The sequence below is a fragment of the Caballeronia sp. LZ034LL genome, assembly GCF_031451215.1.
Lineage (GTDB): Bacteria > Pseudomonadota > Gammaproteobacteria > Burkholderiales > Burkholderiaceae > Caballeronia.
This window is the reverse complement of sequence record NZ_JARUXR010000001.1, coordinates 240,202-253,500: the sequence shown is the minus strand read 5'-3', so window position 1 is coordinate 253,500 and position 13,299 is coordinate 240,202. Positions and strand designations below refer to the sequence as shown.

The following is a 13,299-nucleotide window of genomic DNA, read 5'->3' as shown; positions in this document are numbered from 1 at the left end:
ATAGCACGCTGTGATCATCCAATCCGCGTGGCACTCTACTGCTTACGCTACGTACCGAACATATCGCAATGGAACCGACGCCGATCATCACCTCCCCGCTTTCCACCGACGATTTCGCCGCCCTGTCCCGCGCCAAGGAGCTGCTGGAGAGTCCGTCACTGACCATGAAACTGGCGAGCGTCGTCGGCGCGCCGATCGAGAAGCTGCTCGGAAGGCTGCCGGGGGCCGCGCAGGAAAAAGTCGACGAAGCGACCCAGCTCGCACTCCGGAAGTGCCTGCAACTGGCGCTGCGGACGATCGGCAAGAGTGCGCCGTCCGGATCGCTGCTGGCGCCGCCGCCCGACAAGCCGCACAACCTGATGCACAAGCTTGCCGTCGCGACGACGGGCGCGGCGGGCGGCGCGTTCGGCCTGTTCGCGCTGCCCGTGGAATTGCCGGTCACGACGACGCTGATGTTCCGCTCGATCTGCGACATCGCGCGCAGCGAGGGCGAAGACCTGCAGCGCGTCGAGACGCAACTGCAATGTCTGATGGTGCTCGGCATGGGCGGCACGAAAGCCAGCGACGACAACGCCGATCTCGGCTACTTCATCGTGCGCGGCGCGCTGGCGCAGTCGGTCTCGCGCGCGACCAGCGAGATCGCGGCGAAGGGCCTGGGCAGCCACGGCTCCACGGCGCTTCTCAAGTTCCTGCAGACCATCGCGTCGCGCTTCTCGGTGCAGGTCAGCGAGCAGGTGGCCGCCAAGTCGATCCCGGCGATCGGCGCAGTGCTCGGCGCCATGGTCAATACCGTGTTCATCGATCACTTCCAGCAAATGGCGCACGGACACTTCACCGTGCGCAGGCTGGAACGCCGTTATGGTGGCGCGGCCGTCGAGCGCGCGTATCAGACCATCGAGGTGATGGGCGGCCGATGAGCTTCGCGTGAGGCCGTTGCCTCTTCGATGAACGCCGCCGCGCGCTTCAGCGCCGCGCTCGCCTCGGGCATGAACGGCGCCCAGATCTGGAAGATGTGCGGCACGTTGCGCCAGACATCCAGCTTCACCGCGACGCCCGCGGCGCGCGCCCGCTCGGCGACGCGCGTCGAGTCGTCCAGCAGCAGTTCCGTGTCGCCGACCTGGATCAGCAACGGCGGCAGGCCGGCAAATTCGCCGAACAGCGGCGACGCATACGGATGGCGCGCATCGGCGCCGCCGAGATACTGCGCGGCGACACGCGGAAACACCGCTGCGTGATACATCGGATCGCGGCCTTCGTTCGTCCGCATCGACTCACCGCCGCAGGTCAGGTCTGTCCACGGAGAAAACAGGACCGCCGCTGCCGGCAGCGGCGTGCCGGCGTCACGCAACGCGAGCAAGGTTGCGAGCGCGAGGCCGCCGCCCGCCGAGTCGCCGGCGAGGACGATCGAATGTGCGGGCGTGCCTTCCTCGAGCAAGCGTCGATACGCCGCGATGCTGTCATCCACGGCAGCGGGAAAGCGATGTTCGGGCGCCAGCCGGTAATCGAGCGACAGCACGCTGGCGCGCGCCTGCGCCGCGAGCCTGAACGTAATCGCACGATGACTGCGCGGCGAGCAGAAGTAGTAACCGCCGCCGTGAAGATAGAGGATGGTCCGCGGCGAGTGCGCCTCGTTCGTGAGCCATTCGTCACCGGACGCGCGGACCGTCAGCCGCCAGCCCTTCGGCACGCGCGGCGTCCACACCCGACGCGACGCATAAGAGCGAGCCAGTTCGACGTCAAGTTCAGGCCGCAAGGTATGCGGACGGATACGCGTACGCAATGCCCAGCAGGCCAGCGCGCGCTGCCAGCTCATCGACGTGCGCTCAGTTCGACGGCATGACCTGACCGCGGATCTCCCCGGTCGGGTTCTCTTGCGTGTGAATGTTGAAGTACCATTGGCCGGACATCAGGTCCGAGACCTGTTGCTCGTTGAGCGTCGCCTGGCCCTTCATGGGACTGGCAAGCGCTTTCTTGTCGACCGGCACCTGCACCTTGGCGTTTTGCCCGACAGGCGCCGGGCCATGAAAATGCGCCATCGTCGCCGGGCCGGACAGCTCCGCATAGGTCGCGGTCCAGGCGAGGACGTGCGTGTCGGTGTCGAAGGTCGCGTCGAGCGTGCCATGACCCTTGCTCACGCGCGGCGGGACTTCGCTCGAGGGTTGCAGGTTGGCTTTCAGCGCGACGGCATCCGCATGGGCCGCACCCGATGCCAGCAACAGCAACGCCCATGCAGCGGTCCAGCGGACAGGGGATCGGCGTGTCGAAATCATGTTTGCGCTCCTGGTGGCGACCCGAGCGGCGCATCGATGGTCTTCGCTCCTGCGCCCGGTGCATGCCATGGTAGTGCAATTCCCCTCGACGGCGCAGGTGGCCACGCGGTGCGGCGCACAGCAAAACAAAAGGCACCCGGAGGTGCCCTTTGATCATGCGCTGCGCTGCTTTCGCAGCGAGGCGCGCCGCTTCACTTCGTGCGGATATCAGAAGCGATGGCGGATGCCCGTGTTCACGAGCACCTGACGGCTGCTCGACGACGCGCCGAACGCGTTGTTGTAGTTGGCGATTGCCGCGGTCGGGTAGAAGCCTTCCGCACCGCCCGAGCCGATCTGCGCCACGCCTTCGACGTGGAAGTCCGTGCGCTTCGACAGCGCGTAGTCAAGCTGCACGCCGAACTGGTGGTACTTGACCGTGTCCGTGCTCTTGCCGTAGCCGCTGGCCTTGGCCGTCGAGAACGTATAGGCCGCGCCGAGCGCGAGCGCCGGGGTCAGCAGATAGCGGCCGTTCACTTCGTAGTTGTTGATCACGAGCGAACCGCTTTCCAGCGCCGTGTTGTCCAGACGGCTTTGCGTCCACACGCCGCCGAACGTCATGGCCTCGATCGAGTACGCAGCGCCTGCGCCGAACGTACGCTGACGCTGACCGGTGGCCGGACCGAAGCCGAACGTGTTGGTGAACTGTTCGCCCGTCACTGCGCCATTGGTCGTGGAGTTCACGCCGTTGGCCTGCATGTAGGCCGCGCCCAGCTTCAGCGGACCATTCGTGTAGCCGGCGCCGAAGCTGTACGCGCGGTTGTCGGCGAAGCCGTTGGCGTTGTTCGAGAAGCCATAGAGGCCGCTGAACGACAGGCCGGCGTAGTTCAGGCTCTGGTACTTGATGGAGTTGGCGATGCTGAAGTCGCTGTTCAGGTTGTCGTTGCCGCCGACGTGACCGAAATACGTACCGCCCCACGTGCCTGCCGCGCTCAGCGGACCGAGGTAGTCGACGACGGAATCAAACTGCTTGCCGAACGTGACCGTACCGAAGCCCGACTGCATCCCGACCCATGCCTGGCGGCCGAAGGTCGCGCCGTTGTCGTTCGTCTGGCCGTTGTTGACGCTGAAGCCGCTTTCCACCGTGAAGATGGCCTTCATGCCGCCGCCCAGATCTTCAGAACCGCGCAAACCCCAACGGCTTTCCTGCAGGTTGCCGCTGGTGAGGCCGCGGAAGCTCCCCTTTTGCGGCTGGCCGGCCGGCGCACCGGTGGCAACGTTGTTCACGAAGGTCATGCCCACGTCGAGCACACCGTACAGCGTGACGCTGCTTTGCGCGCTCGCCGCCGTCGCAAAAGATGCAGCGATGGCCGCCACGGCCGCTCCGATGAGATTCTTTTTCATGCGTATTCCTTTGTGTGAGTCCTGCGGACCCGATGGGTTGCTTCGGCTGAACGCTTGTCGAGCGGATCAACACATTGCTCGTTTAGCCTCTGTCCGAAATTCGGCACGGCAAAGTTTATGGCCCGCTTTTTTTGAGAAGCCGGCAAAGGAATCGCAAAAGGCTTTTCGAATAATTCGAAAAGCCCATTTTCGATATGGGAAAACCCTTGGGTTGCGCGCACTTATCCAAGGCGTTGTCTGAAGCGCCACGACCGTCCGAGGTCTTGAAGTTGCGCGCATGCGACAGTGACCGGCCTTTCGCTGCGTAGTGGCCACGCCGTGGTCGTATCCCGACACCGCTATAGCTTCGGATTGATCCGATTGCCTTGTGTCGAATCACGCTCATAACATCGCGCACGCTTATCACGCCGGTAAGCGCGGAGCCGAATCAATCAGCGCGCTGGTTTCGCGTTGATTCGACATTCGCTCCGCGTTCGACCGCTTGTTCTTCCTGTCATGAATCTTCTCCACGCCATGCGCGTTTTCTCGAAGGTCGCGGAAACCGAATCGTTCGGACGCGCCGCCGCCGCGCTGGATCTCTCCAATGCCGTGGTCACCCGTTATGTTTCATTACTGGAATCGCATCTGAATACGCGCCTGTTGAACCGGACCACGCGCAGCGTGTCCCTGACCGAGGCCGGCCGTCTCTACGCAGCAGGATGCCGCGCGGTCATCGAGCAAGTGGAGGGAGTCGAGGCTTCGGTGACGAACAGTTCCGCCGATCCTTCGGGCACGCTCAAGCTCGTAGCATCGGCCTCGTTCGCGCTGCTCGGTCTCACGCCGATGCTCGGACATTTTCACGACCGCTTTCCAGGCGTGAAGCTTCGTCTGACGCTGCTGCATCGTCCGGTGGATCTCGTCGCCGAAGGTTTCGATGTCGGCATCGTCACCGCGCATCAGGTCAACAGCGGCATGCTGATCAACCGGCCGTTGTTCAGGATCGGGGCAACGCTGGTGGCCTCGCCCGCCTATCTGGGCAGGAGCGGCGTTCCGGACCGGCCGGCCGCGTTGAGCCGCCACGCTTTCCTTGCGCCGTCGGCGGACATTCACGGTTCGACCTGGTCGTTTTCGGGCCCCTCGGGCGCAGTGGAAAGTGTCGCGCTCGATCCGACTTACACGGTGAACAGCATGACCATGCTGCGACAAGCGGCGCTGTTCGGCATGGGCATCGCCGTGTTGCCGGAGAGCCATGTCAGGCAGGACATGCGGGACGGTTCGCTGTTGCGCCTGTTGCCGGACTACACCATCAAGGACGCCGACAAGGAAGTGTCGATTGTTTATCCCGGGCGTCGTCACGTTTCGGCCAAGACACGTTCTTTCGTCGATTTCGCGCTCGACTATTTTCGCAGCCATGAACCATCGGGTGAAAAGCGCGACGTAGTGTAGCCATCCGGTTCCTGAGGCTTTGTCACCTGTACCCGGTACAGAGAGGAACCCTCAGATCAGCGCAGCGCCCTGCGTGTGAATGCGCTCGACAAGTTGCTCACATCGTTCGATCAGCGCAAGACCTTCGCGTTGCCGGATTTCGGCCGACTGGGCGGGCAGCTCGCGACGGAACACTTCGAGCGCGTCGAGCAGCGGCCGGTACTGCAACACACTGGCGGCGCCGACGACCCGATGATGCCAGTCACGCAGTTCGTCCAGCGTGCCGTGAAACAGCAGCTTGCGCAGTGCGAGCAGGTCCTCGCGGAATGAGGAGGCGAATGCATCGAGCAGCGCCCGCACGGTGACTTCGCTGCCCCATACCTGAGCCATGGCGGCAAGATCAAGTTCATCCCTGTCTTCCAGCGAGACGCCACGGCTCGGTGGTGCGAGCGTCTGCGTCTCGGTGATTACGGCTGCCGAAACGCGCCAGCGATTCAGATGCTCACGCAGCGTGGCCAGCCGCGTAGGTTTCACGAGGCAATCGTCCATGCCCGCTTCGCGACAGCGTCGCAATTCGTCGGGGGCGGTGCTGGCCGTGATGCCGAGGATCGGCAGGCGGTGCGCCGTCTCGCGCTCAGCCGACCGCACCCGGCGCGCCAGTTCGTAGCCCGTCATGTTCGGCATGTGGCAATCCGTGATGAGGAAGCCATAGCGCGTGTCCGCTAGCGCCGCGAAGGCCTCGACTCCGTCGTGCACGACGTCGCAGGCGAAACCCAGCAGCGCCAGCTGATGCCGGATCAATTCCTGGTTGACCGGATGATCTTCGGCGACGAGCACGAGCTTGCCGCTGCGCAGCGCATCCGCGCGATCCGGCGCCGCCATCTTCGACACGCCGCCGAACACGGCGTGGGCGGCGTGCGCCTGGGCGCGCACGGCGACTTGCGGCATGCCGGTGCAGGCCGCCACGCATGCCGCGCCGAGCCCGTGCCAGGATATGGGATTCACGCTCACGCGAATGTCGTCGTCGAGAATGCGATAGCCGGTGGGCTTGGGCTTCTCGGTGAGGTGGATCACGCAGGCGCCCCGAGGCATGGACGTTCTGTGCGCGTCGCTGAGGAAGACGATGTCCGTGTGCCTGCACGCCTCGAACCCGGACGCCACGAGTTCCGCCGGCGCGCGGCGTTGCAGTTGCAGGCCGAGCGCCTGGCCATAGTTGAGGAGCGCCTGTGCCAGCCGGTCGTCGTCGATGGCCACGATCCCGCGCTTGCCGCGCAGTCCTCCCACCTGATACTGCCGGGTGTCGACCGGCATGCTGAGGCGCACCGTCATGGCCGTGCCGACGCCGACCGCGCTCTTGAGCGTCATCGTGCCGCCCATCAGTTCGACCAGCCGGTTACAGATGGTGAGCCCGAGCCCGGTTCCGCCGAAGCGTCGTGTGGTGGAGGTCTCGGCCTGCACGAAAGGCTCGAACAGGCTCTCCTGCGCCTCGGCTGCGATGCCGATGCCGGTGTCCTTCACGCACAGCTCGATCACCTGCTCCGTCTCGCGCTGCTCGACCGTGTACACATGCAGCGAGACATCGCCCTTGATCGTGAACTTGATGGCGTTGCTCATCAGGTTGAACAGAATCTGCCGCAACCGCACGCTGTCGCCGCGCACGATGGCCGCCACTTCCGGCGCGACGTCCACGCGCACCCGCAAGCCTTTCTCATGCGCACGCGTGGCGAGCAGGCCGACCGCGCTGTCCACGAGCTCGCGCAGGTCGATGGGCGTGGCTTCGATCGACAGACGTCCCGCCTCGATCTTCGAGTAGTCGAGCAGGTCGTCGAGAATGTGCAGCAGCGCGCTCGCCGAATCCTGGATCATGCCGAGCATCTGCGACTGGTCCGAATTCATCGGCGTGTTTTCCAGCACCTCGACGAGCCCCAGCACGCCGTTCATCGGCGTGCGGATTTCGTGGCTCATCATGGCCAGGAAGTCGTCCTTGGCGCGCGAGGCGGCTTCGGCGATATCACGCGCCCGCGCGAGCTCCTCGGCTCGCGCATGCTCGACGCTGGCATCGGCCCAATAGCCGCTCCATACCACCGCGCCGTCTTCCTCGCGATGCGCGACGAGGTCGGCGCGAATCCAGCGCGTGACGCCCTGCACGGTGGACCGGAACTCGGTATGCAGCGGTTCGAGCGTACGCGCCGACATCTCGATCTCCTCGACCAGACGCGCACTGTCTTCCGCATGCACGTGGGTCAGTGCGTGGATGGGCTCGTCGGCCAGCACCGCGACGTCCAGACCGAGCAGCTGCCGCGTGTCGCCGTCAATATACGGAAGACTGTATTTGCCCCGGCTCGCGCGGCGCAGCTGAAACACGACGGCCGGCAGCGAACGCGTGACGTCATGCAGGCGCCGCTCGGTCTGCCGCGCGCGCGTTTCGGCGTTGCGGATGTCCGTGATGTCGATCATGGTGCCGATCACGCCGGCCCATTCGCCGTTCGACGCTGCGAACGCGCCCGTCCAGAAGAGGCCACAGCGCGGATTCTTCAGGTTGTCGCAAAACTGTGCCTCGAGTTCCTGACGCTGGCCCGTGGCGAGCGTGGTGCTGGTGAGTTCGTGCAGCACCTTGCTTTGTTCATGTCCCCACGCCGCGACTTCGAGGCTGGTGTGGCCGAGAATGTCTCCGCGCCGCACGCCCAGCGCTTGCTCGAAGGCGCGGTTCACCGCGATGTAGCGGTTCTCCATGTCCTTCACGACGAGCGGATACGGCACGACTTCCATCATGGTTTGCTGGAAGCTGAGCTGGGTGCCGAGCCGCTGTTCGGTTTCGATTCGCTTCGCCATTTCCCGTTGCAAGAGGATGAGCGCACGCAATGTCACGAAAAACACCGCCACGACGCCGATGAGCATGGGCAACAGGCGCAGGTCGGTGATGCTCAGGCCGGTGTCCGCGGCATGGCAGGCCAGCGGCGTCAATGAACACAGGAGCACCAGACAACGGGCAAACGACACTGACGGCACTCTCAATTCGATCCTCTCTCAAGCAGGCCGGCTGGTTCGCGCCACGGCCAGGCATTGTTCCCGCCGATGCTCGATGTGGCGCGGCGTCGGAACGATGCCCTTCTAGTCTGACGGGTCTTCGCCGTGCACCGAATCAGAACCCTCCCAAATGACGTGCGGCTACGCCGTGCATGCCTCACCCAAAATTCAGACCAGTCCTACCTGACGGAAAAATACGATGAGATCCGCTTCGCATTCGAGCCCCAGCTTGCGCATGCCGCTGCGTTTCTGAGTCGCGATGGTCTTGCGGCTGCGCCCGAAATGTGTGGCGATTTCGTGTACCAGCAGGCCGCGCGCAACCATCTGGAAGACTTCCCATTCGCGGCAGCTCAACACGCCCGCGCGGGCGGGCGCGGCGACCGGCACGCCGCGCAGCGCAGCTTCGATGCCGGGCGACAGAAAGCGCTTTCCCGTTGCGGCCATCGCGATGGCCTGACTCAGGCACGGCAGCCCGTCCCGTTTGTCGATCACGCCGTCCACGCCGAGCTGGATGAGTCCCGCGAGCATCCGCGGTTGCGAGATCATGGTCATCACGATGACCTTCGGGCGCGCCTTGCGCCAGAAGAGATGTTTCAGAAAGCCGATGGAACTGCTCTCCCCCGCCATGCCGCGCATGCCGATGTCCGAGAGCACGTAGTCGCATGGCGTCGCGTCCAGCCGCTCCGCCAGTTCCTGCGTGTCCTGTGCGGTCGCGACGACCTCGAATCGTCCGTCCCGTTCGAGAAATGCCTGAACGCCCTTCACGACGACCGGATGGTCGTCCGCAACGATCGCGCGGATCGGCGTGGTGATTCTCATAGCTTCCAGCAATATCCTGAGGACCTCTGGCGCGCACCTCGAGGACGAGCACCTGTCCCGGTGACAGCGTGTTTCCCGGCGCGCCCTGCTTGAGTGCCGTGCTTCAGTGCCGTGCTTCAGATCAGGCCGCTGTCCGCGATGAAGCGGAACAGCGCCGCATCCGAGGCCAGATCCAGCTTGCGCATGGCCGCGCATTTCTGCGCGCTGATTGTCTTCACGCTGCGCTCCAGATCCCGCGCGATCTCGGTGATGTTCGCACCGCGCGCATACCGCTCGATGACGTCGAGTTCGCGGTTCGTCAGGCGCTGCCGGATAAAACGCGCCTGCTTTTCGGTGTCGGCAAGCGTCAGCACGCGGCGGATCGTGGGCCCGAGATAAATCTCGTTGGCCAGCACCGACACGATGGCCAGATAGATGAGATCGAGCCGGTCTTCCTTGCTGAGGAAGGCGTGCGCGCCGGCTTCCAGCGCCTGCTTGACGAGCGCCGCGTCGCCGTTGCGCGACAGGACGACGAGATGCACCGCGGGATAGCGCTCTGCCAGATGCCGGATCATCTCGACGCCTTCGCCGAAGCGTCCTCCCGGCATGTAGAAATCGACGATCGCCACGTCGCAGTGGGTTCGTGCGAGCGACTCGTCGAGCTGGGTGGAATTCGCGTTGCGGCTCATCACCTCCACGTTGGGGAATTGCGCGGCGAGCCGCTCGACCGCGAGAATGACGAGCGGATGGTCGTCCGCAATCGCGAGGCGGATGCGGTCGCCGTGCGCGAACACCTTCGCCTGGTCGACGAGATGCGCCGCGACCGACGTTCTTGCATCGCGCACGTCCGCCTCCGCCGCACGCGCCGGAAATCCTGCATCAGATGCCGAAGCATGGTGATAGGAATAGTGCATCTGAACCTCCAGGGAAGAGCTCGAACAGAAGAGCCGAACGGAAAAGCCGCGCGGTCAGTTCAAACCGCGTGCGCGCACGAAGGCGAACAGGCCGGGATCGTTGCGCACGCCGAGCTTGTTCATGGCGTCGCGCTTCTGCCTGCTGATCGTGCGGACGTCGCGGTCGAGTTCCCGGGCGATCTCGGTGATCGAATGACCCTGCGCGAACAAACGCACGACTTCGATTTCCCGCGGCGAAAGCGGCAAAGTCTCGGAAGGAAAGTCGGTTTCGGCTCCCGCCTCAGCCAGCGACGCCGCGAACGACGCGCTCACGTATCGCCGCTCCACGCTGGCATGACGCACGGCGCTCGCCACGTATTCGATAGGCTCGGCCTTGTTCACGAGGCCCATCGCGCCGGCGTTCAGAATGGAACGCAGGATGGCGACGTTCGTGACGCTCGTCAGCACGACGACATTGACTTGCGGAAACTCGTCCCGCACGGTGCGGATGAGACGAAGCCCATCCTTGGCGTCCGCGCCGTGTTCCGGCATGGCGAAGTCGGTGACGAGCACGTCGCATGCGACACGCTTGAGTTCAGCCAATAAGGTGCTCGCGTTATTCGCCTGACCGACGACTTCGATTGCCTCGTCTGAATCAAGCAACGCTTTCATCCCGACTAGGACGAAGGGATGATCGTCGGCCAGCATTACGCGAAGTTTCAAAGGGCCCTCATACTGTTTATCTGATTAACTGCTCTTGTCTGAACGAGCTTTTAGAATGCATCAAAGTCAATGCTTTACCTGAATTTCGGAATCAATCGGAAGTCATTGCTGTTAAAAAAATTATTAGCCGCCGCTCTGTGCAGCAAACAGCGCTGAATAGCCGCATTGAAAGCAGACATGTCCGTTCCTTCAGTAGTTACAGCGTGTTAGCTTTCAAGATAGAGTGCACGTATGCCGACGACCATCAGATTATTCCGATTGACCGGATTTACTTTCCGATATTGGCGTTATGTGCGTCGCTTCATCGTCGCTGAGTTACAGATTAATACGGCCCGATAAAAAAAGGGAGAAGTCAGGCCTAAATTCAGAGGACGGCGCAAAAAGGAAAAAAATCCGTGTTCTGGCGGCTTGCCATTTCTCAAGCGAATTCGACAGGTAACAGCCATACCGCGTGTATCCGCGGCGCTTAGCCGCTCACGCGAAGCGCCGCTAAAAAAAACCCCGCGCCAGGCGGGGTTTGTTTTCTGCAGATCGGCGACGCGATGTCAGAAGGGGATGTCGTCGTCCATGTCGTCGAAGCCGCCGCCGGCCGGCGCGCCCGGACGGCCCGAGCCGCCGCCGCCGCCGCCGGCACCGCCCGCGCGGCCGCCCGCAGGCGCACGTCCGCCGCCGCCCGAGCGTTCTGCCGGCGCGCTGCGGCTGTAGCCGCCGTCATCGCCGCCACCCGCGCCGCCGCGTCCGCCGAGCATCTGCATCTGGTCGGCGACGATTTCGGTCGAATAGCGCTCCTGTCCCGCCTGATCGGTCCACTTGCGCGTGCGGATGCGCCCTTCGATATACACCGACGAGCCCTTCTTGAGATACTCGTTGACGATTTCCGCCAGCCGGCCGAAGAACGCGACGCGGTGCCACTCCGTCAATTCCTTGAACTCGCCGGATGCCTTGTCCTTGTAGCGGTCCGTCGTGGCGAGACGGATGTTGGCCACGGCGTCGCCGCTCGGGAGGTAGCGGGTTTCGGGGTCGGCGCCCAGATTGCCCACGAGAATGACCTTGTTGACTGATGCCATGATTTCTCCGGTAGATACCTTGCTTGCTGTCGGCCGCGCACTGCACCGGGCGATTCCGCTTCAGGCGGATCCGGTTGCCGCGCGCCGGCCAGATTCGATGATTCGATGATTCGATAATTCGCTGATTCGGCTACGTCACTGCGCTCGGGCCGCCTGCTGGTTCCGGCGCGGCGGCGGTTTCATCCAGGCCGCGACCAGCAGCCAGGCGCACACCAGAGCGGAACACGCGTAGAACACCGCGCTCGGCCCGTCCAGCTTCAGCAGCCAGCCGCCGATGACGCCGCCCAGCGCGAGCCCGATGGACTGCGTCGTGTTGTACACGCCCGCTGCCGCGCCCTTCCTCGTGCCGGGCGCGAGCTTCGAAACCAGCGACGGCTGCGAAGCCTCCAGCACGTTGAAGCCGAGGAAGTACACGAACAGAATGGCGGCCACGGACCACAGCGTATGCGGAGCCACGCCCAATAACAATTGGCCGATCAGGATAAGACCAATCGCACTCAGCATGACGGCTTTCATTTTTCCACGTTTCTCGGCGACGATGATCGCCGGAACCATCATGACGAAGGCGAGCCCCATGACCGGCAGGTAGATTTTCCAGTGCGACGCGACCGGCAGGCCGCCGGCCTCGAGAATGCGCGGCACCACGAGAAAGAGGGCCGTCTGCGTGGCGTGCAGCACCAGCACGCCGAAGTTCAGGCGCAGCAGTTCGACGTTGTGCAGCACTTCCGCGAACGGCGCCTTGACGTGGACAGGGTGCGCGGGCGGATCGGGCACGATCCACAGCACCACGCCGACCGCGACGATCGACAGCGCGCCGATCACCGTGAACAACCCGCTCATGCCGACCCACTGGAACACGATCGGCGCGCCGACGATCGCCACCGCGAACGACACGCCGATGCTGCCGCCGACCATCGCCATGGCCTTGGTGCGGTTCTCTTCATGCGTCAGGTCCGCAATGAAGGCGATCACCGCCGACGACACCGCGCCCATGCCCTGGATCACCCGTCCCGCGATAATCCAGGCCATCGAATGCCCCACCGCCGCGACGAAGCTGCCGAGCGCGAACACCAGCAGCCCGAAGGCGATGACCGGCTTGCGGCCGAGCTTGTCGGAGACCCAGCCGTAGAAGATGTAGAGCATCGACTGGGTGACGCCGTAGGCGCCGAGCGCAATGCCGACGAGCAGCACGTTGTCGCCGCCGGGGATGGTTTTCGCGTAGATCGAAAACACCGGCATGATCATGAAGAGTCCGAGCATGCGCAGCGCGAAGATGGCGGCGAGCGACACGGTCGCGCGCAACTCCGGCGCGGAGAGACGTGTGGACGTGGCAGACGGATTGGACATCAGGAACGGAAAGGTGAGGGGTCGGGTCTGGTCTGGCCCGGGGCGCAGCCAGGCACGGCCGCCTTGTTCTTGCTTGAAACGGCACTATATGGAACGCATTGCTTGCTTGGCTTGCCGTCGCGGGCGCTGAACAGCGCTGCAGTCCGGCAAATCCCCGCGCCGGCCTGCTTGGCCTGCTGGCGGGCTTCCGGCGGCGGCTTTTCCCCGAGTTTCCCACTCCGGGAGCCCGGGCCGCGCCCGTCAAAAGTCGTTATAGTAGCAGGTTTGGCCCCCCTCCCTTTCCGTCCGGCGCCGCCAGCGCAGCTTGCCCTCCCGGGCTTGCCCGCATGCCTGCCCCGGGCCGCCGGAGAACGCTGAACCCGCTGCTGGACCACTCGAAGAACCCCGGAA

Annotated in this window: 11 protein-coding genes; 2 read left to right on the top strand and 9 right to left on the bottom strand. The window is 64.1% G+C overall.

The window, feature by feature from the left end:
* Positions 1-68 precede the first annotated feature (68 nt).
* The gene (locus tag QCE83_RS01240; protein WP_309807153.1) at positions 69-917 is read left to right on the top strand and encodes an EcsC family protein; all 849 of its coding nucleotides are present in this window, start codon (positions 69-71) and stop codon (positions 915-917) included.
* On the opposite strand, the gene QCE83_RS01235 is transcribed toward QCE83_RS01240, so the two are convergent.
* From QCE83_RS01235 to QCE83_RS01225, 3 genes are all read right to left on the bottom strand, one after another.
* Positions 887-1,813, bottom strand: a complete 927-nt coding sequence (locus QCE83_RS01235; RefSeq protein ID WP_309807152.1) for an alpha/beta hydrolase — start codon at positions 1,811-1,813, stop codon at positions 887-889. The two genes, QCE83_RS01240 and QCE83_RS01235, sit on opposite strands and share 31 nt — an antisense overlap.
* Positions 1,814-1,823: 10 nt before the next feature.
* The gene (locus QCE83_RS01230) at positions 1,824-2,270 is read right to left on the bottom strand and encodes a CHRD domain-containing protein (protein ID WP_309807151.1); all 447 of its coding nucleotides are present in this window, start codon (positions 2,268-2,270) and stop codon (positions 1,824-1,826) included.
* Positions 2,271-2,477: 207 nt separating this feature from the next.
* On the bottom strand, positions 2,478-3,650 hold the full coding sequence (locus tag QCE83_RS01225; RefSeq protein WP_309807150.1) for a porin: 1,173 nt from the start codon (positions 3,648-3,650) through the stop codon (positions 2,478-2,480).
* Between the two features lie 495 nt (positions 3,651-4,145).
* On the opposite strand from QCE83_RS01225, the gene QCE83_RS01220 reads away from it, so the two are divergent.
* Positions 4,146-5,075 (top strand): LysR family transcriptional regulator, encoded by a 930-nt coding sequence (locus QCE83_RS01220; protein WP_309807149.1) that lies wholly within the window; start codon positions 4,146-4,148, stop codon positions 5,073-5,075.
* A 51-nt stretch (positions 5,076-5,126) separates the two neighbouring features.
* On the opposite strand, the gene QCE83_RS01215 is transcribed toward QCE83_RS01220, so the two are convergent.
* From QCE83_RS01215 to QCE83_RS01190, 6 genes are all read right to left on the bottom strand, one after another.
* On the bottom strand, positions 5,127-8,054 hold the full coding sequence (locus QCE83_RS01215) for an ATP-binding protein (RefSeq protein ID WP_309807148.1): 2,928 nt from the start codon (positions 8,052-8,054) through the stop codon (positions 5,127-5,129).
* Between the two features lie 195 nt (positions 8,055-8,249).
* A complete protein-coding gene (locus QCE83_RS01210) occupies positions 8,250-8,900 on the bottom strand; it encodes a response regulator transcription factor (RefSeq protein ID WP_309807147.1) in 651 nt (216 codons plus the stop codon).
* Between the two features lie 116 nt (positions 8,901-9,016).
* Positions 9,017-9,793, bottom strand: a complete 777-nt coding sequence (locus QCE83_RS01205; protein ID WP_309807146.1) for a response regulator transcription factor — start codon at positions 9,791-9,793, stop codon at positions 9,017-9,019.
* Positions 9,794-9,847: 54 nt separating this feature from the next.
* Positions 9,848-10,480, bottom strand: a complete 633-nt coding sequence (locus tag QCE83_RS01200) for a response regulator transcription factor (RefSeq protein ID WP_309811357.1) — start codon at positions 10,478-10,480, stop codon at positions 9,848-9,850.
* A gap of 560 nt (positions 10,481-11,040) precedes the next feature.
* A complete protein-coding gene (locus QCE83_RS01195) occupies positions 11,041-11,562 on the bottom strand; it encodes a single-stranded DNA-binding protein (RefSeq protein WP_309807145.1) in 522 nt (173 codons plus the stop codon).
* Positions 11,563-11,697: 135 nt separating this feature from the next.
* Positions 11,698-12,909, bottom strand: coding sequence for an MFS transporter (locus QCE83_RS01190; protein WP_309807144.1), 1,212 nt, complete (start codon positions 12,907-12,909; stop codon positions 11,698-11,700).
* Between the last annotated feature and the right edge of the window lie 390 nt (positions 12,910-13,299).

Excerpts from the sequence above, each read along its gene's own strand:
- QCE83_RS01240 (WP_309807153.1), top strand. The coding sequence starts at position 69 with ATGGAACCGACGCCGATCATCACCTCCCCGCTTTCCACCGACGATTTC.
- QCE83_RS01235 (WP_309807152.1), bottom strand. The coding sequence starts at position 1,813 with ATGAGCTGGCAGCGCGCGCTGGCCTGCTGGGCATTGCGTACGCGTATC.
- QCE83_RS01230 (WP_309807151.1), bottom strand. The coding sequence starts at position 2,270 with ATGATTTCGACACGCCGATCCCCTGTCCGCTGGACCGCTGCATGGGCG.
- QCE83_RS01225 (WP_309807150.1), bottom strand. The coding sequence starts at position 3,650 with ATGAAAAAGAATCTCATCGGAGCGGCCGTGGCGGCCATCGCTGCATCT.
- QCE83_RS01220 (WP_309807149.1), top strand. The coding sequence starts at position 4,146 with ATGAATCTTCTCCACGCCATGCGCGTTTTCTCGAAGGTCGCGGAAACC.
- QCE83_RS01210 (WP_309807147.1), bottom strand. The coding sequence starts at position 8,900 with ATGAGAATCACCACGCCGATCCGCGCGATCGTTGCGGACGACCATCCG.
- QCE83_RS01205 (WP_309807146.1), bottom strand. The coding sequence starts at position 9,793 with ATGCACTATTCCTATCACCATGCTTCGGCATCTGATGCAGGATTTCCG.
- QCE83_RS01200 (WP_309811357.1), bottom strand. The coding sequence starts at position 10,480 with ATGCTGGCCGACGATCATCCCTTCGTCCTAGTCGGGATGAAAGCGTTG.
- QCE83_RS01195 (WP_309807145.1), bottom strand. The coding sequence starts at position 11,562 with ATGGCATCAGTCAACAAGGTCATTCTCGTGGGCAATCTGGGCGCCGAC.
- QCE83_RS01190 (WP_309807144.1), bottom strand. The coding sequence starts at position 12,909 with ATGTCCAATCCGTCTGCCACGTCCACACGTCTCTCCGCGCCGGAGTTG.